General features: G+C 69.8%; 22 protein-coding genes and 1 tRNA gene. 7 read left to right on the top strand and 16 right to left on the bottom strand.

What is annotated here, in order from left to right; genetic code table 11:
* Positions 1-124: 124 nt before the first annotated feature.
* From AC6CCG_RS28735 to AC6CCG_RS28760, 6 genes are all read right to left on the bottom strand, one after another.
* Positions 125-766: a DUF305 domain-containing protein gene (locus AC6CCG_RS28735; protein WP_496658211.1), complete on the bottom strand. Its 642-nt coding sequence runs from the start codon at positions 764-766 to the stop codon at positions 125-127.
* A 154-nt stretch (positions 767-920) separates the two neighbouring features.
* Positions 921-1,358 carry a hypothetical protein gene (locus AC6CCG_RS28740; protein WP_496658212.1) on the bottom strand — a complete coding sequence of 146 codons (438 nt, stop codon included), beginning with the start codon at positions 1,356-1,358 and terminating at the stop codon, positions 921-923.
* Positions 1,359-1,468: 110 nt separating this feature from the next.
* Entirely contained in the window at positions 1,469-2,608 is a 1,140-nt protein-coding gene (locus AC6CCG_RS28745; protein WP_496658213.1) for a baeRF2 domain-containing protein, read from the bottom strand.
* A 129-nt stretch (positions 2,609-2,737) separates the two neighbouring features.
* Positions 2,738-2,962 (bottom strand): DUF2188 domain-containing protein, encoded by a 225-nt coding sequence (locus AC6CCG_RS28750; RefSeq protein ID WP_496658214.1) that lies wholly within the window; start codon positions 2,960-2,962, stop codon positions 2,738-2,740.
* Between the two features lie 177 nt (positions 2,963-3,139).
* The gene (locus AC6CCG_RS28755) at positions 3,140-3,364 is read right to left on the bottom strand and encodes a DUF2188 domain-containing protein (protein ID WP_496658215.1); all 225 of its coding nucleotides are present in this window, start codon (positions 3,362-3,364) and stop codon (positions 3,140-3,142) included.
* On the bottom strand, positions 3,361-3,519 hold the full coding sequence (locus tag AC6CCG_RS28760; protein ID WP_496658216.1) for a hypothetical protein: 159 nt from the start codon (positions 3,517-3,519) through the stop codon (positions 3,361-3,363). Before AC6CCG_RS28760 ends, AC6CCG_RS28755 begins: the two co-directional genes overlap by 4 nt.
* Here AC6CCG_RS28760 and AC6CCG_RS28765 point away from each other — a divergent pair.
* Positions 3,518-3,904 carry a PRC-barrel domain containing protein gene (locus tag AC6CCG_RS28765; protein WP_496658217.1) on the top strand — a complete coding sequence of 129 codons (387 nt, stop codon included), beginning with the start codon at positions 3,518-3,520 and terminating at the stop codon, positions 3,902-3,904. The genes AC6CCG_RS28760 and AC6CCG_RS28765 overlap by 2 nt on opposite strands.
* A 25-nt stretch (positions 3,905-3,929) precedes the next feature.
* On the top strand, positions 3,930-4,217 hold the full coding sequence (locus tag AC6CCG_RS28770; RefSeq protein ID WP_496658218.1) for a hypothetical protein: 288 nt from the start codon (positions 3,930-3,932) through the stop codon (positions 4,215-4,217).
* Positions 4,218-4,514: 297 nt separating this feature from the next.
* Here the strand turns inward: AC6CCG_RS28770 and AC6CCG_RS28775 are convergent, their stop codons facing one another.
* Positions 4,515-5,072, bottom strand: a complete 558-nt coding sequence (locus tag AC6CCG_RS28775; protein WP_496658219.1) for a DUF6320 domain-containing protein — start codon at positions 5,070-5,072, stop codon at positions 4,515-4,517.
* 104 nt (positions 5,073-5,176) lie between these two features.
* Complete coding sequence (locus tag AC6CCG_RS28780) at positions 5,177-6,607, bottom strand: alcohol acetyltransferase (protein ID WP_496658220.1); 1,431 nt, start codon at positions 6,605-6,607, stop codon at positions 5,177-5,179.
* Positions 6,608-6,709: 102 nt separating this feature from the next.
* Here AC6CCG_RS28780 and AC6CCG_RS28785 point away from each other — a divergent pair, with 102 nt between their 5' ends.
* Positions 6,710-7,720: an aminoglycoside phosphotransferase family protein gene (locus AC6CCG_RS28785; protein WP_496658221.1), complete on the top strand. Its 1,011-nt coding sequence runs from the start codon at positions 6,710-6,712 to the stop codon at positions 7,718-7,720.
* Positions 7,721-7,734: 14 nt separating this feature from the next.
* Here AC6CCG_RS28785 and AC6CCG_RS28790 read toward each other — a convergent pair whose 3' ends face one another.
* Positions 7,735-8,313, bottom strand: coding sequence for a helix-turn-helix domain-containing protein (locus AC6CCG_RS28790; RefSeq protein WP_496658222.1), 579 nt, complete (start codon positions 8,311-8,313; stop codon positions 7,735-7,737).
* 78 nt (positions 8,314-8,391) lie between these two features.
* Here AC6CCG_RS28790 and AC6CCG_RS28795 point away from each other — a divergent pair, with 78 nt between their 5' ends.
* Positions 8,392-9,597: an MFS transporter gene (locus AC6CCG_RS28795; protein WP_496658223.1), complete on the top strand. Its 1,206-nt coding sequence runs from the start codon at positions 8,392-8,394 to the stop codon at positions 9,595-9,597.
* Here AC6CCG_RS28795 and AC6CCG_RS28800 read toward each other — a convergent pair.
* The 5 genes from AC6CCG_RS28800 to AC6CCG_RS28820 form a co-directional block, all read right to left on the bottom strand.
* Positions 9,560-10,375: an ABC transporter ATP-binding protein gene (locus AC6CCG_RS28800; RefSeq protein ID WP_496658225.1), complete on the bottom strand. Its 816-nt coding sequence runs from the start codon at positions 10,373-10,375 to the stop codon at positions 9,560-9,562. The two genes, AC6CCG_RS28795 and AC6CCG_RS28800, sit on opposite strands and share 38 nt — an antisense overlap.
* Positions 10,372-11,517: a FecCD family ABC transporter permease gene (locus AC6CCG_RS28805; RefSeq protein WP_496658226.1), complete on the bottom strand. Its 1,146-nt coding sequence runs from the start codon at positions 11,515-11,517 to the stop codon at positions 10,372-10,374. The genes AC6CCG_RS28800 and AC6CCG_RS28805 overlap by 4 nt, the downstream gene beginning before the upstream one ends.
* Positions 11,511-12,308: a class I SAM-dependent methyltransferase gene (locus AC6CCG_RS28810; protein ID WP_496658227.1), complete on the bottom strand. Its 798-nt coding sequence runs from the start codon at positions 12,306-12,308 to the stop codon at positions 11,511-11,513. The genes AC6CCG_RS28805 and AC6CCG_RS28810 overlap by 7 nt, the downstream gene beginning before the upstream one ends.
* A complete protein-coding gene (locus AC6CCG_RS28815; protein WP_496658228.1) occupies positions 12,305-13,339 on the bottom strand; it encodes an ABC transporter substrate-binding protein in 1,035 nt (344 codons plus the stop codon). The genes AC6CCG_RS28810 and AC6CCG_RS28815 overlap by 4 nt, the downstream gene beginning before the upstream one ends.
* An 80-nt stretch (positions 13,340-13,419) precedes the next feature.
* Positions 13,420-14,100 (bottom strand): SDR family NAD(P)-dependent oxidoreductase, encoded by a 681-nt coding sequence (locus AC6CCG_RS28820; protein WP_496658229.1) that lies wholly within the window; start codon positions 14,098-14,100, stop codon positions 13,420-13,422.
* Between the two features lie 124 nt (positions 14,101-14,224).
* Here AC6CCG_RS28820 and AC6CCG_RS28825 point away from each other — a divergent pair, with 124 nt between their 5' ends.
* Entirely contained in the window at positions 14,225-14,632 is a 408-nt protein-coding gene (locus AC6CCG_RS28825; RefSeq protein ID WP_496658230.1) for a winged helix-turn-helix transcriptional regulator, read from the top strand.
* A 110-nt stretch (positions 14,633-14,742) separates the two neighbouring features.
* Positions 14,743-15,507, top strand: coding sequence for a DUF8817 family protein (locus AC6CCG_RS28830; RefSeq protein WP_496658231.1), 765 nt, complete (start codon positions 14,743-14,745; stop codon positions 15,505-15,507).
* Here AC6CCG_RS28830 and AC6CCG_RS28835 read toward each other — a convergent pair.
* Positions 15,486-15,562 (bottom strand) — tRNA-Ile (locus AC6CCG_RS28835). The two genes, AC6CCG_RS28830 and AC6CCG_RS28835, sit on opposite strands and share 22 nt — an antisense overlap.
* 41 nt (positions 15,563-15,603) lie before the next feature.
* Positions 15,604-16,443, bottom strand: a complete 840-nt coding sequence (otsB, locus tag AC6CCG_RS28840) for a trehalose-phosphatase (protein WP_496658232.1) — start codon at positions 16,441-16,443, stop codon at positions 15,604-15,606.
* A 144-nt stretch (positions 16,444-16,587) separates the two neighbouring features.
* Here otsB and AC6CCG_RS28845 point away from each other — a divergent pair, with 144 nt between their 5' ends.
* Complete coding sequence (locus tag AC6CCG_RS28845) at positions 16,588-18,012, top strand: alpha,alpha-trehalose-phosphate synthase (UDP-forming) (protein WP_496658233.1); 1,425 nt, start codon at positions 16,588-16,590, stop codon at positions 18,010-18,012.
* The last annotated feature ends 16 nt before the right edge of the window (positions 18,013-18,028 follow it).

The raw sequence follows: 18,028 nt of genomic DNA on the forward strand, positions 1-18,028 counted from the left end.
GTACGGCCAGGAAACGGATCCCACGACGCGTGTGAAGGCGCCGGAAGGGACGAAAGTCACCGGGGGCGATCGGACCCGGCCGGGCAGCCGTGCTCCCTCGGCCGGGTCGCTCGGATCACGGAGATCAGAGCCGATCGAGGAGGCCCTCCATCGTGGTGATCTCCTGCTGCTGGGTGCTGATGATCGTCTTCGCGAGCGCGATCGCCTCGGCGTTCTTGCCCTTCTCGACCTCGGCTTGCGCCATCGTGACGGCGCCCCGGTGATGTTTGATCATGGCCTCGAGGAACTGCCGCTGCGCCGGACCGGCCTCGGTCTCGTCGCGCAGCTCCCGCATCTCCTCCGGAGTCATCATGCCGCCGCCGTCGTCGCCGTGATCCATCTGGCTGTGATCGGGCGGGGTGCCCCAGTCCACCAGCCACCGCTTCATGGTGTCGATCTCCGGTTGCTGAGCAGCCCGGATCTGTTCGGCAAGGGCCTTCACCTCGGGATCGAGGCTCTGCTTGGCGAGCAGTGTGTCGCTCATCCAGACCGCCTGCTCGTGGTGCGGGATCATCATCGCCGCGAACGCCACGTCGTCCCGGTTGGCCGGCTTCTCGGCCGACGCCGAGGGCGAGCCGGAGGCGGCTGTCGGCGGCATCGAGTGGCCGGCCATCGGGTCCGTACCGCTGCTGCCGCAGGCGGTTCCGCCGATCACGATCATTCCTGCCGCGGCGGTGAGCCCGATCCGCCGCCAGGGCGCGCGGATGCTTCGAAAGTTGGGATTCATCGATCGTCCTGTTCAAGGGTGAGGCCGCGCGGCGCAGCCGTTCCAGCCGGCCACGCAGCAAGTCCGCTCCGGACGGTGACGGGCCGAGACAGCGTCCCCGACGGCTGGAGCGTTGGTGCCGGATCGGGTCGTCGAGGCTGACGGCCGGTCGCCGTCAGGTCCGGCTGATCGCGAGTTCGACGTGGGTCAACGCGGTACGGAAATCGCGCGTCAGGGGTTCCAGGAAGGGGGCGCGCCGCCAGTCGGGCGGCGGAGCGGGCCAGGAACTCCCGCGGGCCGGCCGGACGATCCCCCAGAGCAGCCCGAACACCATGACGAGCAGACAGGAGCCGAGCATCATGACCTGGTCGCCGCAGTCACCGCACCCGAACTCGTCCATCGTCGGTTGGGTCAGCGCCGACGTGGCCGGCTCATGCAGCGCGTGCGCCGCGGACGCCACCTCGCCGTGCCCGGACGGCTCCGGAGTGGCGAGCCGATGGTCCGCCGACAGCAGATGCATGCCGACCACACCGGCCACGACCAGGCCGAACAGCACAGCCAGCACCAGCCGCGTGCGGTACGCGAGCGGGCGGGTCCTCGGCTGGTCCGGCATCGGGACCCATCATGCCGCGTCGCCGCCGAACCGCGCAGCCGCACCCGTAGGGCGTTCACGGTCGCCGACGTTTGCACCAACCCGAGTCGACGGCGTCTCCGGGATGCAGGTCAGCCGGTCTCGGAGGTCCAGCGGAGCAGCGCCGCCGCCTCGTCGCCGTCGGCCAGGACCGACCGGAGGGCACCCGGCGGCAGCAGTACCACGTCGGCGTCGCTCAGCGCGGCAGCCCGCAGCAGGGCGCCGCGGGCCTCCGTCTCGCCCAGGACCCGGGCGCCGTAGGTCTCGCCGTTTGGTGGCGCAACCCAGGGCTCCGCGTCGAGCACCGCCAGGTGCTCCTCGGCCGGCTCGTCGGTCAGCACCACGACATCGGCCTGGGCCCGCTGCAGGGCCGCCGCGACCGGCCCGATCCCGGTGACGCCGCCCCGCCGCTGACGCCCTTCGGTCTCGCTCAACTGCTCCAGCACCGCCTGTTCGGCGCGGCCGTACAGTTCGGCGATCAGTTCGTCCAGCCTCTCCCGCAATGCCTCGTCGTCCTCACTACCGTCCGGAATGGTGTCGATCCGGGTGGCCAGGTCGGCCGCGGCGGGTGGCAGCTGGGTGATCAAGGACTGCGCCGCGTGCGCGTCGCCGATCACCGCGATCAGTCGGGCACCGTCGAGCCGGCGGGCCTCCTCGACGGCCTCGGCCAGCGCACCCGCGTTCCGGCGCCAGATCTCCTCCGTGCGGTGCTGGTAGTGGCCCTGCGACCGGCCGCCGCGCGGATTCTTGGTGAGGTTCTCCCGGGATCCGGTGACCGTGACCGGCTCCGGCCGCTGCCCGTGTGCGCTGTGCCGCCGTACCTCGCCGCCGTCGCGGCCCGCCAGCACGACCAGGTACGGGAAGCGATGTTGATCATGACGCAGCAGCGGCAGGACCTCGGGCACCGGGCCGACGGTCGCGAAGCCGGCTCCCGCCTCGCTGCCGACCAGCAGCTCGTCCAGGCGTACCTCGCCGGACTCGGCCAGCAGCAGCCGGGCCGCCGGGCCGCTCTCGCCGGCGGCCGGCCGGACGGCGTCGACGATCGCGGTCAGATCGGCCTCGTCGGCGCCCTGCCCGCGCAACGCGTCGGCAAGGTGGTCCGGGATGACGTCCTGGGCGTGCCGGCTGTCCACCGTGCCCGTACCGGCGTCGTAGTGGACCGAGCACCAGGGCCCGCTCCGGCGAAAGAGGTCGGCCCACAGCTGGGCCGGGTAGGCGGCAGGTGCCGTCACGATGATCCCTCCTCAGGTGGAGTGACGTCGCCGCAGGTTCATGATCACGTCCGGCCGACGACGCCTGGCGGTCGTGGACCCTGTCTGGTACCCGGAGCTTGGTCGGCTCAGACATCCGGCTCCGGCGTTTCAAGCCGCCGGGGCTCCGCGGGTGTTGTTGCCGCCGCCTCGGCGACGCTCGACCACCCTGGTGTCACCGTGCACGATCACCTTCGCCGGTTGGCATGCGGCAGCGCGGTCCATCGCCGCCTCGAGGGCAGGACGCTTGGTGTGGAACACCTCCAGCACCTCGCCGTCCCGCACGATCTCCCAGCGACCGGACCTGGGCACGACGTGAAACTCGGTCTGCGCCATCGCACACCTCGCCTTCGAAAGCCGAGTGGCTCCGACGCGTCCAGCAAGGCCACGGGGACGGGAACCTGGCCGTGAACGCGTCGAAGCACCCGACCGAGGAACGCCCTGCGTCCCTCGCCATGGACGTACCCGCCCGGGCGGTGCGGAAACACCCTCGGCGCGATCGCGGTGTTCGAGCTAGCCGCGGGGCGGGAACGGGTCGTCCTGATAGGTGAACTCGTCCTGGATCCGCCCGTCCTCGCCGTGCACGACCACCTGGGACGGCTTGGCCCGGCCGGCCGCCTCGCGAGCCAGCTCGATCGCCTTCTCCTTGGTGTCGCTGGTCGCGACCCCGACCTCGTCCTTCTCGACGTGCCAATGCCCGCGGCGCGGCACGACATGCAGCACTGTGCGCTCCATCATCGATCTACCTCCTCGATCAGAACTGTCGACGGTGACGTACCCACTTCGGAGCGGCCGAGATGATCATGGTCCGAGTCGGCCGGCTCGGGTTGATCACCGTCGGTGCCGGGTACGTACACCTCCTGGAACGAAAGACCGCAAGAGGGAGTGAGCATGGTGAACACCGAGAACTGGGAGGCCTGGAGCTTCCGGGCCATGGCCGGCGAGACCGGCCTGCAGGCCGAGAACCTGGTCGGCTTCGAGGTCGAGGCGACCGACGGCGGCATCGGGAAGATCGTCAACGGCGCGACCGACGAGGGCAGCAGCTGGATCGTGGTCGACACCGGACCGTGGATCTTCGGCCGCCAGGTCGTCCTGCCGGCCGGCACCATCGACCGGGTCGACGCCGACAACGAGAAGGTCTACCTCGACCTCACCAAGGACCAGGTCAAGGATTCCCCGCCGCCGAGCGAGGAGACCGCCACGCCGGATCACGAGTACCGCGGGATCCTCGGCACCTACTACGGCGGCATCTACGGCCCGCGCGGCCGCGGATTCTGAGACCTGGCACGACGACGAAAGGACGATGATCATGGCAACCGGCGAGACCGGCTTCGACGACGTCACGTTCGACCTGATCTCCGTGCAGTACCACGCCCTGAAGGCGGGGCACGACTACGGCCAGTACGTCCGCGACGCCAAGAACGCCGGCCAGGACGAGATCGCCGCGTTCTTCGAGCAGGTCATGGCCGAGGACTCCGCCCGGGCCCAGCGCTGCCACGAGTTCCTGGCCCGGTTCGGCGGCACCGACAACACCAAGCCGCGGCAGGACGATCCGGTCGCCCTGGCCGGCAACACCGCCGCCACCGAGTAGCCTCGCCGACCCGCCGGCCGCCTCTCCGGCGGCCGGCGCCAGGAGGGGCAGAAGTCGCCGCCGCAAGGGAGCGGCTCCTGCGACTACGAGGAAACCTCGGCCGGCTGTGCCGTCCTGCCCCGCGACGCCGCTCTCATGATCATCGCCCTGGTGGTCGGCGCGGTCGGTATCGTCCTGACGACCCTCGGTGCTGCGCTGCGACGGGATCGGCGTCCCGTACTGCCGGAAAGTTGATCTTCACGGCCGGCCGCAGCGAAGACCCGTCGGGTCGGCCGACGGATACCGGATCCTGCCGAGTCAGAGGTGCAGGCGTTTGACGAGCTCGTGACGAACCTCCGGACCGCTGACGATCTGCAGGGCCACCAGCGTGACGAGGCTGAGCGATCCGCAGATCGCCGACGGCACCGGGTTGTGCACCCATCCGAACGCGAGGAACCCGAGCGGAGCCAACCCGAGCAGCACCGTCAACCCGCTGTAGAGGATGTGGTCGCCGACCTCGATGCGCATCACCCGGACCGTGATCAGCAGGGCAACGACCGAGCAGGCGCACATGATCGGCACCGCGTACGTCAGCGACCACCCGTACCACCCGGTGAGATAGTCCCAGTACACGCAGGCCAGCCCGACCAGGGTGACCAGGTAGACGGTGCCCTTGGCGACGTTGCGGCGCTTCCGTACCGCCATCAACACCACCAGCCACATGGTGCTCACGCCCAGCCACACCGAGCGCAGGACCCCGAGGTCGCCGAACTCCCGATGGAACAGCAGCTGAGCGCCGAACGAGGCCGCGATCACCGCGATCGAGGTGAGGAACAGGGCCCGGAGCACCCGGCGGCGTGAGAACGTGAGCGGCACCGCCGGCAGCGGACTCCGTCCCGCCTTCCCGGCGACGGGGCCCGAGCACAGCGGGCAACGACTCCAGTCGCCTTCGATGTCCAGGGCGCAGCCCATGCACCGCCTCACCGTTGCGCCTCCGCGGATTCGACCTCGGCGAGCTCGGCCTCGGTCACGCGCGCCGCCGCGACGGTCACCTCGACCCCTACGGCGGTCAACCGACGGGCGAACGCCCGGACATGGCCGGTCTCGACGAACGGCGAGGTGAAGCTCACCGTGAGCAGACCGGCGTGGGAGACGACGCAGATCTGTGGGCGGACGGCGGACACGTGGAACAGCATCCGCCCGACGTGGGCACCCGCCGGCTCCGGCAGGCTGACCCGACCCAGATTCGAAACCGCGACGGTCAGGCCGCGATTGCTGCCCCGGTTGATCATTCCCAAGATCACGTCCTTGAGCGGACGCGGCACCACCCTCAGCACCGGCATCCGCTCGAACCGCAGGAACCGGCGCACCTTACGATCCAGCGACTCCGCCGTGACCTTCCGGCGGAACTGTTGATCAAGCTCGCGACAGACCGAGCCGAGATCAGCGGCGCCCTCGCCGTACGTGTGCTCCACCCGGACCGTCGCGAAGAAGTTCCGCGGCGACGCCGAGGGAAAGAACTGGCGCAGGTTCACCGGAACGGAGGCCGCCAGCGTGCGCGCACCCGATCCACCCGAGGCTGCGCGGACGGACTCGAAGAGCAAACCGGTCAGGTACATGGTGAGCGACACGCCCTCCAGCCGGGCCAGGTCCAGCACCTGCCGCGCCGGCATCGTGAGTTCCACCAGTCGCGGCCGACCGTCGGGCGTACGGGTTCCCCGGACCCGATGGACCCTCCGGCGCACGGGCCCGGTCGGGTCAGGTTCACCGCCGGGCACGGGCCGGGTCTTGTTCGCCGGCCGGCGACGGCGGAAGTAGTGACTGAAGCTGTCGGGAACCAGCGACCGCTGGCCGACGGTCGCGGAACCGGACACGACCGCGCCGAACTCGCTCGGTTCGCCAGGCCCGTCGGGGTCCTCGACCGACCGCTCGGCGGGGTACCGCAACCCGACGTAGGACGTGATCAGATCGGACAGGAACCAGAGCGCTCCGATGCCATCGGACAGCACATGGAACACCTCGAGGATGATCCGCTGATCATGGTGCAGCACGCGGAACAACAGGTTGCGCCGGTCCACTCGATAGATCGGCGCGCAGGTGTACTGGTGGTCGGCGGTGACCAACGGGCGCAGGTCGCTGTCCTGCAGGTAGTACCAGAACACGCCGGGTCGCAGCACGGCGTGGTAGAGCCGGTAGTGGTCGTACGTCGCATCGAGCGCCGCCTGCAACAGGCGCGGATCCACCACATGATCAAGTTCCGCGCTGAGCCGGAACACCTTCGGATCGGCATGGCTGCGAGCCGCGAGAAAGATGTTGGACGCATTGTCGAGCCGTACCCAAGCCCGGCGGCGGGGTACGAAGCCACCCGCCGCCCCCGAACCCTCGCCGAACGGCAGCACGGGAACCATCATGGCGCGAACTCCCACGTGGCTGCGGGCGCGCCCTCGCTCCGGGCAGGTCCACGATGATCAATCTCGTTGACAGACAGGGCGGGGCGACGCAGGCTGGCTGCTGTGCAGCCGAGCGAAGCCGCGCTGAACTGGAGCACTGAGGCCATCGGTCCCGGCGCGAGGATCCTCACCGTGCAAGGGATGCACGACGGCTTCGGGCCCTGGCTGCTTCGCGTCGAGTGCGACGGTACCGTGCACGAGGTCGTGCTCCGCGCCGTCCGGCAGCGCGGCTCGATCGGCCCGCAGCCGATCGCCACCGGGGCCGCTGCGTTGCGGCTCGCCGAGGAGGCAGGGCTCTCGGCGCCGCGTCTGATCGCCGCTGACCTGGGCGGCGCGGCGACCGGAGCGTCGGCCACCCTCGAGACGTGCCTGCCCGGCACGAGTCGGCTGCCCACGTCGGTCTCCCCGGCACAGCTTCGATCCCTCGGCGCGGCCGTCGCGAAGGTGCACGCGGTCCCGCTGACGCCCAGGCCTCCCGAGTTGCCGTACCGGCGCTGGACCATGTCGCCCAGCGATCCGGCAGGTGACCGTCGTTGGGCGGCGCTCTACGAGATCAGCGCGGACGACGACAAGGAAGCGGTGCTCCGCGCCTGGTGTGAGGCCACAGGTGGGTCGATCGAGCGAGCGAGGCGGGTGGTCCGGGCTCCACGTTCGACGCCACTCCTCCACCTCGCGGACGAGCGGATTCGTGATCATGGCGTCCCTGCCGAGCCAACGGTCTTCGTCCACGGTGATGTCTGGTGGGGCAACACGCGCTGGGACGGCGACCACTGCTTCGCGCTGATCGACTGGAAGGACGCGGGCGCCGGCAGTCCCGGTGTCGATCTTGGCAACCTGCGGCTGCAGATGGCGATCACCTTCGGCGTCGACACCATCGACCACGTCCTGGAAGGCTGGCAGCAGGAGGCCGGGCGGCCCGCGGTCAACCTTGCCTATTGGGACGCCATCGCCGCGCTCAGGACTCCCGCCGTGTTCGAGGGCTATCCCGGCTTCGAGGCGGGTGAACCCGTCGGGCCGTCGACCATCGCCGAACGTCGCGACACCTTTCTGCGAGGAGCCATCGACCGGCTTTGACGGGCGACCGGGCGTCAGGATCGGGTGGTACGGAGATGGATCCGCTCACCGTGGCGGCCGAAGAGGCTGAGCACCTCCACGTCGCCGCGGCCGGCCGCCCCGAACCAGTGCGGGACCTGGCAGTCGAACTCGGCCGCCTCCCCCGCTGCCATGATGAAGTCCTGATCATCGAGCCGCACCCGCAGTCGACCGCGCAGCACGTACAGCCACTCGTAGCCGGCATGGGTCCGCAGGTGCGGCTGTGCGTCGTGCGCCGGGATGATCATCTTGTACGCACGCGGCTCACCCTGCTGCCGGGACAACGGGACCAGCACCCGGCCGTCGCGGGTGGTCGGCTGTTGCGGCACCCGCGGATCGAGGATCCTGGGCGCCGCCACGATCTCGTCCAGCCGCACGCCCAGGGCGGCGGTGATCGGCAGCAGCAGTTCCAGGCTCGGTCTGCGCTGCGCTGACTCCAGCCGGGACAGGGTGCTGGTCGAGATCCCGGTGACACGCGCGAGATCGGCCAGGCTGAGACCCTTCCGCTGACGGGCTCGGCGCAGCCGGGGAGCGATCTGGGCGATCGCTCCGCTGACGCTTGGTTGGTCGTCCATCCGGCCAGTCAAATCAGGTCGTCCCGGGAACAGCAAGGTTTGTTGCTGAAACCGGCAGCGGGTGCGGACGCTGGGCCCATGGTCAACATCACGGCCGAGCAGTCTCGGCACACGTCCCAGCGGTTGCCCGCCGGCGTCTACCTGCTGGGGTTCAGCCTCTTCGCCATGGGCAGCGCGGAGTTCCTGCTGGCGGGAGTGCTGCCGCAGGTCGCCGCCGACCTCGACATCCCGCTGGCCTCGGCCGGCTTCCTGATCACCGCGTTCGCCCTCGGGGTCGTACTCGGCGGCCCGCCGTTCGCCGTGCTGAGCCTGCGCTGGCCTCGCCGAACCGCGCTGATCGCGACCCAGGCCGTCTTCGCGGCCAGCGTCGCCATCGGCCTGCTCGGTGACTTCCTGGTCCTGTTGATCATGAGGGCGGTGGCCGGGATCGCGTACGCGGGGTTCTTCGCGGTGGCGGCGGTGACCGCGATCAACCTGGCGCCGCCGGACCGGAACGCCCGCGCCTCCGGGGTGGTGGTCAGCGGACTCAGCCTGGCCATGGTGGCGGGCGGCCCGGCGGGCACGCTGCTCAGCCATTTCACCGAGTGGCGCGGCGGCTTCTGGGCCGTGGTGGTGCTCACGATCGTCGGCGCCGTCGGGTGCCTCGTCGGCATCCCGGCCGCCACCCGACGACCCGGCGGGACCGCGGTTCCGAGTGTGGCGCGGGAGCTGGCCACGCTACGCCGGCCGGCGCTCTGGGTGATCTTCGCGATCACGATCCTGACCACGGCGGCGTACATGATCAGCTTCAATTACCTCGCCGCGCTGCTGGCCGAGGTCACCGCACTGCCCGAGGTCTGGATCCCCGCGGTACTTGCGCTCTTCGGCATCGGCGCGTTCGTCGGCCTGTCGATCGGCGGCCGGGTCTCCGACCGCCGGCCGCACCTCGCCCTGCTGACCGGCACCGTGGCGATCATGGTCCTGTCGGTGGCGCTGGCGGTCACGATCCGGCAGGCGGCGGTGGTCGTGCCGGTGGTCTTCGTGATCGGCATCGCGGCGTTCGTGATCAACCCCGCGATCTACGGCCGGGTGTTCGCGATCGCGGCCGACGCCCCGACCCTCGCCGGGTCGACCACCGTTTCCGCCTTCCAGCTGGGGATCAGCCTGACCCCGGTTCTCGCCGCAGCAGCCCTGACCCGGGGCATCCCGCTGATCTCGGTGGCGATCATCGGGGCCGCCCTGGCCGCCGTCGCCGTACCGCTGATCATCATCGACCGGGCCCGGCTGCACGGTCACCGGCGTTGACGGCACCGCTCCCCCCGTCCAGGAAGGTGGCCATCGGTGCGCCCGTGTGCGGGGAGGTCTCGATGACGGCCTCGACCCCGTACACGGAGCGAACGAGCTCCGAGGTCAGCACTCCGGCGGGCCGGCCGGCCGCGGCGATCCGGGCGGCATTCACGATCACGACCTGATCGCAGTAGCGGGCGGCCAGGTTGAGATCGTGCAGAGCGGTCACGACGGTGAGGTCGAGCGAGTGAAGCAGAGCCAGTACGTCGAGCTGGTAGCGGATGTCCAGGTGATTGGTCGGTTCGTCCAACAAGATCACCTCCGGCTGCTGGGCCAGCGCGCGGGCGAGTTGGGCGCGCTGACGTTCGCCGCCGGAGAGCGTCAGCCAGGAACGCGACCGGTAGCGGCGCATCCCGGTCAGTTCGAGTGCACGCGCGATGGCCGCCTGATCTTGGTCGTCCAGCGTCGAGAAGGTACTGCGGTGCGGGGTGCGCCCCAGTGCCACGGTCTCGTCCACGGTGAGGTCGGCGTGCACCTCGGGTGACTGCTCGACGATCGCCAGCCGCCGGGCGACCGCGCGCCGACGCATCGTGTGGATCGGCTCGCCACCGAGCAGCACCGTACCGGTGTCCGGCCGCCGCAGTCCGGCGAGGATGCGCAACAGTGAGGTCTTGCCCGCGCCGTTCGGGCCGAGCACGCCGAGGACCTCCCCGGAATGCGCCTGCAGCGAGACGCCGTCGAGGATGCGCGTCCGGTCGACCGTCCACCCGATCCCCTGCGCCGCCAGGGTCGTCATGACCGGGCCGCCTTGCGCAGGACGATCGCGAACATCGGTGCGCCGAGCAGCGCCGTGATCACGCCGACCGGGATCTCGTGCGGCGCGAAGGCCGAGCGGGCGAAGGTGTCGACCCAGATCAGGAAGATCGCGCCGCCCAGGCCGGACAGGGGCAGGAGCAGGCGGTGCGCCGGCCCGGCCAGCAGGCGGACGATGTGGGGGACGAGCAGGCCGATGAAGCCGATCGCACCAGACGCGGCAACGGCCGCCGCGGTGATCAGCGCGGTGAGGATCATCAGGGTCACGCGAGCCCGGGTCACGTTGATGCCCAGCGAGGAGGCGGTGTCCCAGCCGAAGGTGAAGGCGTCCAGCGCCGCGGCGAAGAACAGGCAGCCGACGGCGCCCAGCAGAATGATCGCGGCGGCGACCAGCAACGGCGCCCACCGCGCTCCGCCGAGGGATCCGAGCAGCCAGTACGTGAACCCGCGGGTGGAGTCGGCATCGCCGTCGAGCATCAGGACCAGCGAGGTCACGGCGGAGAAGAACTGGGAGACGAGTACGCCGGTGAGGACCACGCGGGCCGGGTTCGAGACACGTCCCCCGCCGATCAGCGCGAGGACGATCACGAAGGCGAGCAGCGCGCCGGCGAAGGCTCCGGTCGAGAGGCTCACCGCTCCGGAGCCGAGCCCGGCGATCATGATCAACACTGCTCCGGTGGAGGCTCCGGACGACACGCCGAGCAGGTACGGCTCGGCGAGCGGGTTGCGGGTGATCGACTGCAGTACGGCCCCGGAGATCGAGAGGCCCAATCCGACGACAGCCGCCAGCAGGACCCGCGGGAGCCGGGACTCCCAGATCAGCGCATCGACCAGCACCGGTGCCGGCGGGACCGGAGCCAGGGAGCCCAGGCCGACGTGACGCAGGATGATCCCGAGGACGTCGAGGGGGCCGATGTCCGCCGTACCGATGAACGTCGCGACCATGATCGACAACCCGAGGCCGACGACGAAGACACCGACCAGCGCGGTGCGCAACCCGCGCGGCCGACGGACACCGGGCCGAACGTTGTCCGGTTCGGACCCGCGGGTCGCGAGGCCACCTGGTGGCGCCGGCCCGTCTGCGGGCGCCACGTCGCCCTCGGGATCGCTGAGCCTGATCACCATCGGGCGAACACGACGACGTCGTCGTAGTGACGCCAGACGACGCCGACTTCGGCGAACCCGGACGTTCGGAGTGCCTGCAGGTGGAACTCGAGCGGCGCATGCGGCGGCGGTGGCCGGTCGGCGAACCGCCGCTCGCGCTCGGCGTGGTGCCGGCCCAATGCCGGAACAGCGACCGCCTCCGCCCACCACTGCTCCCAGGTCCGCACCCCTCGCGCATGAGCCTCGCCCTGAGTACGCTCGTCGTCGGCCGCGGCCGCCCGGGTGAGGAACGGTTGCGCACGCGGGTCGTAGCGCAGATGATCGGCGTTCATGATCATGCCGCCGTCGGGCAGCAGGGCGCCGAGGGATCCGTACAGCTGGACGAGCTGCGCCGGCTCCAGCCAATGCAGGGCGGTCGAGGAGACGGCGACCTGCACCGGGCCGGCGGGCAGACCGGCGGCCCAGTCGGGCGCAGCGAGATCGGTATCGACAGCCGTGAAGCGTGAGCCGTGTTGATCACTCAGCCGAGCCTGGGCCAGCGCGAGCAGCAACGGGTCGTAGTCGATGCCGATCACCCGGGCCGCGGTGAACCGGTCGAGCACCCGCTGCGAGAGGCTGCCGGGACCGCAGCCCAGGTCGACCACGGTCAGGCCCGCGCCCTCCGCGTCGAGATCGGCCGACTCCTCGCACAACCGGGCGATCCCGTCGAGCATGATCGCGAACCGCTGCTCGCGCAGGGTGACATAGGCCGCTTGTTGATCTTCCCAGGAGTGGATCAGTCGTTCCAGCTCGCCGGTGTCGCTCGCGCTCATCGCAGGACTCCCAGATCGACCAGCCCCTGCGCAACGGTCGGAACCGCTTCCACGCTGCGGATCGAGGTGTCCATGTATTGGCCGGGCACGATGATGAACCGCTCGTGGACGACGGCGTCCATGGTCTTGGTCAAGGGATCGCTCTTGAGAAAGTCGATCTTCTCCTGCGCGGTGTCGCCCGGGTAGCCCCTGGTCAGATCGGCGATCACGATCACGTCGGGGTCGCGGGCGGCGATCTCGTCCCAGCTGACCTCTGGCCACTTGTTCGCCGCATCGCTGAACGCGTTCTTGGCACCGACCAGCTCGGTCACCGTCTGTGGCAGCCCGCCGGGCCCGGCCACCGAAGGTGTCGCCGCCGACGCCGCCGTCGAGTAGAACCAGACCAGGGTCGGGCTCCCCTGGTGCTGCTCGGCGATCTTGATGCCCCGGTCGACGACGGCCTGCTGCTCGGTGACCAGTCTCCGGCCGGCTCCGGGGACGTCGAAGATCTTCGCGATCGCTTCCATCTCGTCGAAGAGCATCTGGAACGTCGCGCCGCCCTTGACGGCCTCGTGGTACGTACAGTCGAACTCACTGAGGTAGGTCGGCACGCCGAGCCGGTGCAGCTCCGCCCGGTCGCCGGCGTTCTCGGTGGTGAGGAACGAAGCGAACGAGGAGTAGACGAAGTCGGGCTGGGCCGCCAGCAACGTCTCGTGCTTGAGGATCCCGTCCGTGAGCAACGGGATGCCGCGGTAGGTCTCGGCGATGTCGTCGGGCACCGGGTCCGTCTCGTACGAGGTCCCGGCCAGGCGATCGGCGAGGCCGAGGCCGATCATGATCTCCGTCGCCGACTGGTTCAGCGACACCGCGCGGCCCGGCGCACGTTCGATCGTCGCCTCGACCCCACAACTCTCCACGGTGAGTGGATACGTGGTCGCGCCCTCTCCCACGGCGGCCCCGCCGGCGCCGCCGCCACCCGAGGTCCCACCCGGAGCACACCCTGCCACGGTGGCTGCCAGCACCACCGCCATAATAACGACAACGGTTTTCATTTGCACTTGGCCGATGCTATCAGCCCGGTCACCCCCCGAACCTGGGCCCGGCGACTCACGAGACGCCGAGCACGAGCCGGTCAGGCGTTGAAGACGACGTCGGAGCGGTCGCGCTTCTCGTACAGCTCCCAATACAGCGGCGCGATCTGCTCCGCCGTGGCCGTCGGACTACCCTCCGGGCCACCCCCGCCGATCCAGACGTTGATCGCCACATGGGCGGCAAGGACGCCACTGCCGGCCAACTCCTTGTTCAAGTTGATCACCCAGTTGCGCAGCGCCGCCTGGGCCGCGTTGACGTTGCCGAACATCGGCAGCGGGTCCACGGCACCGCCACCGCCGGTGAAGAGCAGAGTCCCGGCGCCGGCCTCACGCATGGCGGGCAACACCGCCCGGGTCGCCGCGACCGCACCGTAGAAGCCGTACTCGATCATGGGCTGCAGGTTGTCGACCGTGACCTCGGACGGAGCGACCATGGTGAGGCCGGGCACCGGTGAGTGCGGGGCGGGCGAGTACTCCAGGACGTCGATGCCGCCGAAGCGAGCCTTCACCGTGTCCAGGGCATCGGCCAGCGAGGCGTGATCAAGGAGGTCGGCCGGGAACGCGGCAGCCGTGATCCCCTCCTGGCCGAGCTGATCACCCAGGGCCTCCAGCTTCTCCTTGGTGCGGGCGATCAGGGCGACGTCGAACCCGCGACGGCCGAACGTGCGGGCGATGGCCAGCCCCAGGCCGGGACCGGCCCCGACGATGGCGAGTGTGGGCATCGTGAACTCTCCTTCATGGTGACGAGGATCAATTCCTACTTTTTGTTCGTAGCACCATGATGAGTCAGTATTGAAGGCGTTACAAAAGGCACACGGATGTGCGCAACGGAGAGGAACGGGCGCCATGCAGGACAGCGCGAAGGTCGCAATGGCGGCCTCGATCGGGCCGTGCGCGAGCATCCCCGCCGACCAGATGGACTTCATCCGCCACGTGCTCGACCGGGTCGGCGACAAGTGGAGCATGTTGATCATCGCCGTCCTGGAGAGCGGCCCGCTCCGCTACACGGACCTGCAGCACCAGATCCCGGGCATCTCCCAACGCATGCTCACCCACACCCTCCGCCAGCTCGCCGACGACGGCTTGATCACCCGCACCGCCTACGCCGAGGTCCCACCCCGCGTCGAGTACGAGCTCGCCCCACTCGCCCGCGGCCTGATCGACATCGTCAAGCAATTGATCGGCTGGGCCGCCGACCACCACGACGAGATCCGCGCCAACCGCTCCGATCCGGGAACACGGCGTACTCGCTGATCACCGAGGAACTGCTTCCCTGGCCAGCCAAAAGTTCTCGACTGGGAACCCGACCGGAATTTTCCCGTATACTGTACAGAGTTAGCACCCGTAGGCGTGAGGACGAAGTCATGACCGGCGAGATCGCCATTCCCCTGCTGCCCTGCCGCTCCATCGACGAGGTCGAGGACTTCTACCGGATGCTCGGCTTCGAGCGCACCTACCGGCAGACCAAGCTCTACCCGTGTGTCGGCCTGCGGCGCGACGACCTCCAGCTGCAGTTCTTCGGGCTGGACGGCTTCGATCCGGAGACGTCGTACGGGTCGTGCGTCGTCCTGGTGGAAGACCCCAAGGCGCTGTACGAAGCCTTCGCTGCCGGCATGCGGGCGGTGCACGGCAAGGTCCTGGTCTCCGGACTCCCGCGGATGACCAGGCCACGTAAGCGGAAGAACGTCGGCAACACCACCGGCTTCTCCGTCGTCGACCCCGGCGGCAACTGGATCCGGTTCTTCCACAACACCGATGCCGCGGGCGACGCCACCGATCCACCGTCCAGCAAGCTCGCGAACTCCCTGCGGAACGCGGTGGTCCTGGGCGATTCCAAGGGCGACCTCCGGCAGGCCGCGCGGATCCTGGACACCGCACTGACCAAGCACCGCGAGTCGGCGCCGGCAACCGACCTCGTGGAGGCCCTGGTCTACGGTGCCGAGCTCGCCATCCGACTCGGTGACCAGAAAAGGGCCCGCGCGCTGCTGACGGAGGCCGCAGCCGCCGAACTCACGACCGAGCAGCGCGAGAGCCTGAGCGAGGCCCTGGCGAACGCGGCCGAACTGGAGCAGGCAACCCGGAAACCCTTACCCGCAAGGGAATCCACTGGTGGGGCGGGCGGGGCTTGAACCCGCGACCGGAGGATTATGAGTCCCCTGCTCTAACCGGCTGAGCTACCGCCCCTGGCGGGACGACTATAGCGGCGCGCCACCCCGGAGTCGGGGTCAGGAGCGGCGGGCGGCGAGGCTGTCGGCGAGGCGACCGAGCCATTCGGCGACGCCGTCTGGGCCGCTGACGATCAGGTCGGAGATCTCGGTCAGGGCGTCCTCCTCGTGGGAGGCGGAGCAGACCAGGAGGCCGGGGAAGCCTTCGGCGCGCAGGTGCTGCACCATCCGGAAGGCGGGCAGGTCGCCAAGATCATCTCCGGCGAAGATCACCTGGCGAACGCCGGTCTCCTCGATCAGCGACCGCAGCGCGACGCCCTTGTCCATGCCAGGGGCCCGGATCTCGATCACGTTCTTGCCCGGCTCGATGGCCCAGCGGTGCCGCTCGGCGAGGTCGTTCAGGCGGGGCAGCAGGGTCTCGAAGGCGCCGCGCGGGTCCGCCAGCTCGCGGGTGTGGACGCCGATCGCGCGGCCCTTGTGCTCCAGCCGGGCGTCGCTCAGGTCGAGGCCGGCCAGCAGCTGGTCCACCTCGGCGGTGAGTGCCTCGATCCCGTCGGGCTCCGGCGGGATGCTGAACTCCCCCGTCGCCGCGTCCCAGCGCTCGACGCCGTACTGGCCGAGAACGATCATGTTCCGCAGGCCGGGCACCGAGGTGAACCGGCCCAGCCGGACCACGGTCCGGGCCGGGCGGCCGGTGATCACGGCGATGGTCAGGCCCAGGCCGCCGAGCCGACCCAGGGCGGCGATCGCCCGTGGATCGCCGAAGGCGCGGTCGGGGTCGTCGACGATCGGCGCCAGGGTGCCGTCGAAGTCGACGGCGATCATGGTCTTGTCGGGCCATTGCATGATGGCCCGCATCGCGTCGATCCCAGGGTCGGGTACGGCTCCGGCAGCACTCACGCCGTCGACTCTGTCAGACCCGGGCGACTCGAGACAACGGGCGTCTTGCGGCACGGCGACCGGCCGTTGTCTGGACCGCCGAATCGAAGAGACGGCCGATCTTCGGATATGGTCGAACGGACGCCTTGGGAGGCTTGGCACTGTATGAGCAGCGACAAAGGAAAAAAGACGTCATCCACTCCGACCGCGTCCTTCGTGGTGGTCGCCAACCGGCTCGCCGTCGATCGGATCGAGAACGCAGACGGCAGTACGGGCTGGCGAACCTCACCCGGAGGCCTCGTCACCGCCCTCGAGCCGGTGATGCGCGCCAATGACGGCGCCTGGATCGGGTGGCACGGGGCACCCGAGAAGCTGGACCCGTTCTCGACGAACGGCATGCAACTCATCCCGGTCGAACTCAGCGAGACCGAGGTGGCCCAGTACTACGAGGGCCTCTCCAACGGCACCCTGTGGCCGCTCTACCACGACGCCATCGAGAACCCGCAGTTCCACCGGGAGTGGTGGGATTCCTACGTTGCGGTGAACGAGCGGTTCGCCGACCGGACGGCCGAGGTGGCCGAGCAGGGCGCCGTGGTCTGGGTGCAGGACTATCAGCTGCAACTGGTCCCGGCGATGCTGCGGCGGCGCCGGCCGGACCTGCGGATCGGCTTCTTCCTGCACATCCCGTTCCCGCCGCTCGAGCTGTTCCAGCAGCTCCCCTGGCGGAACCAGATCCTGGAAGGCATGCTCGGCGCCGACCTGGTCGGCTTCCAGCTGCCGGGCGGAGCCCAGAACTTCGTGCGCCTGGTACGGCAGCGGCTGCACCTGCAGACCCACCGCGACCGGGTCCGGACCGCCGACGGCCGGACCGTGCTGGCGCGGGCGTACCCGATCTCGATCGACGCCTCCGGCTTCAACGAACTGGCCGCCAGCCCGGCGGTCGAGCAGCGGGCCAAGCAGATCCGGCACGACCTCGGCGATCCGCGGACGATCTTCCTCGGCGTCGACCGGCTCGACTACACCAAGGGCCTGCGGCAGCGCATCCGGGCATTCGGCGAACTGGTCCGGGACGGCCGGCTCGATCCGGACGAGGCGGTGCTGGTGCAGGTGGCGGCGCCGTCCCGGGACCGGGTCGACCAGTACCGCCAACTGCGCGACGACATCGACATGCTGGTCGGACGGATCAACGGCGAGACCGGGCGGATCGGCCGGCCGCCGATCACGTACCTGCACGCGTCCTATCCGCGCGAGGAGATGGCCGCGCTCTACCGGGCTGCCGACATCATGGTGGTCACGCCCCTGCGCGACGGCATGAACCTGGTCGCCAAGGAGTTCATCGCCTGCCGGCAGGACGACAACGGCGCCCTGGTGCTGAGCGAGTTCGCCGGAGCCGCGAAGGAGCTGCGGCAGGCCTACCTGGTGAATCCGTACGACATCAACGGGCTCAAGGAGCGCTTGGTGGAGGCGATGAACGACTCGCCGCGGGTGCACGCCCGGCGGATGCGCTACCTGCGCAAGCAGGTGTTCGAGAACGACATCGACCGCTGGGCCTCGCTGTTCCTCGACGATCTGACCGGCCGGCACTCTTGATCGGGCCTTGATCCAA

The sequence above is a fragment of the Microlunatus sp. YIM B11417 genome, from assembly GCF_059617205.1.

What these genes read in the sequence shown, in the direction of transcription:
- AC6CCG_RS28735 (WP_496658211.1), bottom strand. Translation starts at nt 766, where the DNA reads ATGAATCCCAACTTTCGAAGCATCCGCGCGCCCTGGCGGCGGATCGGG.
- AC6CCG_RS28740 (WP_496658212.1), bottom strand. Translation starts at nt 1,358, where the DNA reads ATGCCGGACCAGCCGAGGACCCGCCCGCTCGCGTACCGCACGCGGCTG.
- AC6CCG_RS28750 (WP_496658214.1), bottom strand. Translation starts at nt 2,962, where the DNA reads ATGGCGCAGACCGAGTTTCACGTCGTGCCCAGGTCCGGTCGCTGGGAG.
- AC6CCG_RS28755 (WP_496658215.1), bottom strand. Translation starts at nt 3,364, where the DNA reads ATGATGGAGCGCACAGTGCTGCATGTCGTGCCGCGCCGCGGGCATTGG.
- AC6CCG_RS28765 (WP_496658217.1), top strand. Translation starts at nt 3,518, where the DNA reads ATGGTGAACACCGAGAACTGGGAGGCCTGGAGCTTCCGGGCCATGGCC.
- AC6CCG_RS28760 (WP_496658216.1), bottom strand. Translation starts at nt 3,519, where the DNA reads ATGCTCACTCCCTCTTGCGGTCTTTCGTTCCAGGAGGTGTACGTACCC.
- AC6CCG_RS28770 (WP_496658218.1), top strand. Translation starts at nt 3,930, where the DNA reads ATGATCATGGCAACCGGCGAGACCGGCTTCGACGACGTCACGTTCGAC.
- AC6CCG_RS28780 (WP_496658220.1), bottom strand. Translation starts at nt 6,607, where the DNA reads ATGATGGTTCCCGTGCTGCCGTTCGGCGAGGGTTCGGGGGCGGCGGGT.
- AC6CCG_RS28790 (WP_496658222.1), bottom strand. Translation starts at nt 8,313, where the DNA reads ATGGACGACCAACCAAGCGTCAGCGGAGCGATCGCCCAGATCGCTCCC.
- AC6CCG_RS28795 (WP_496658223.1), top strand. Translation starts at nt 8,392, where the DNA reads ATGGTCAACATCACGGCCGAGCAGTCTCGGCACACGTCCCAGCGGTTG.
- AC6CCG_RS28800 (WP_496658225.1), bottom strand. Translation starts at nt 10,375, where the DNA reads ATGACGACCCTGGCGGCGCAGGGGATCGGGTGGACGGTCGACCGGACG.
- AC6CCG_RS28805 (WP_496658226.1), bottom strand. Translation starts at nt 11,517, where the DNA reads ATGGTGATCAGGCTCAGCGATCCCGAGGGCGACGTGGCGCCCGCAGAC.
- AC6CCG_RS28810 (WP_496658227.1), bottom strand. Translation starts at nt 12,308, where the DNA reads ATGAGCGCGAGCGACACCGGCGAGCTGGAACGACTGATCCACTCCTGG.
- AC6CCG_RS28815 (WP_496658228.1), bottom strand. Translation starts at nt 13,339, where the DNA reads ATGAAAACCGTTGTCGTTATTATGGCGGTGGTGCTGGCAGCCACCGTG.
- AC6CCG_RS28820 (WP_496658229.1), bottom strand. Translation starts at nt 14,100, where the DNA reads ATGCCCACACTCGCCATCGTCGGGGCCGGTCCCGGCCTGGGGCTGGCC.
- AC6CCG_RS28825 (WP_496658230.1), top strand. Translation starts at nt 14,225, where the DNA reads ATGCAGGACAGCGCGAAGGTCGCAATGGCGGCCTCGATCGGGCCGTGC.
- AC6CCG_RS28830 (WP_496658231.1), top strand. Translation starts at nt 14,743, where the DNA reads ATGACCGGCGAGATCGCCATTCCCCTGCTGCCCTGCCGCTCCATCGAC.
- AC6CCG_RS28845 (WP_496658233.1), top strand. Translation starts at nt 16,588, where the DNA reads ATGAGCAGCGACAAAGGAAAAAAGACGTCATCCACTCCGACCGCGTCC.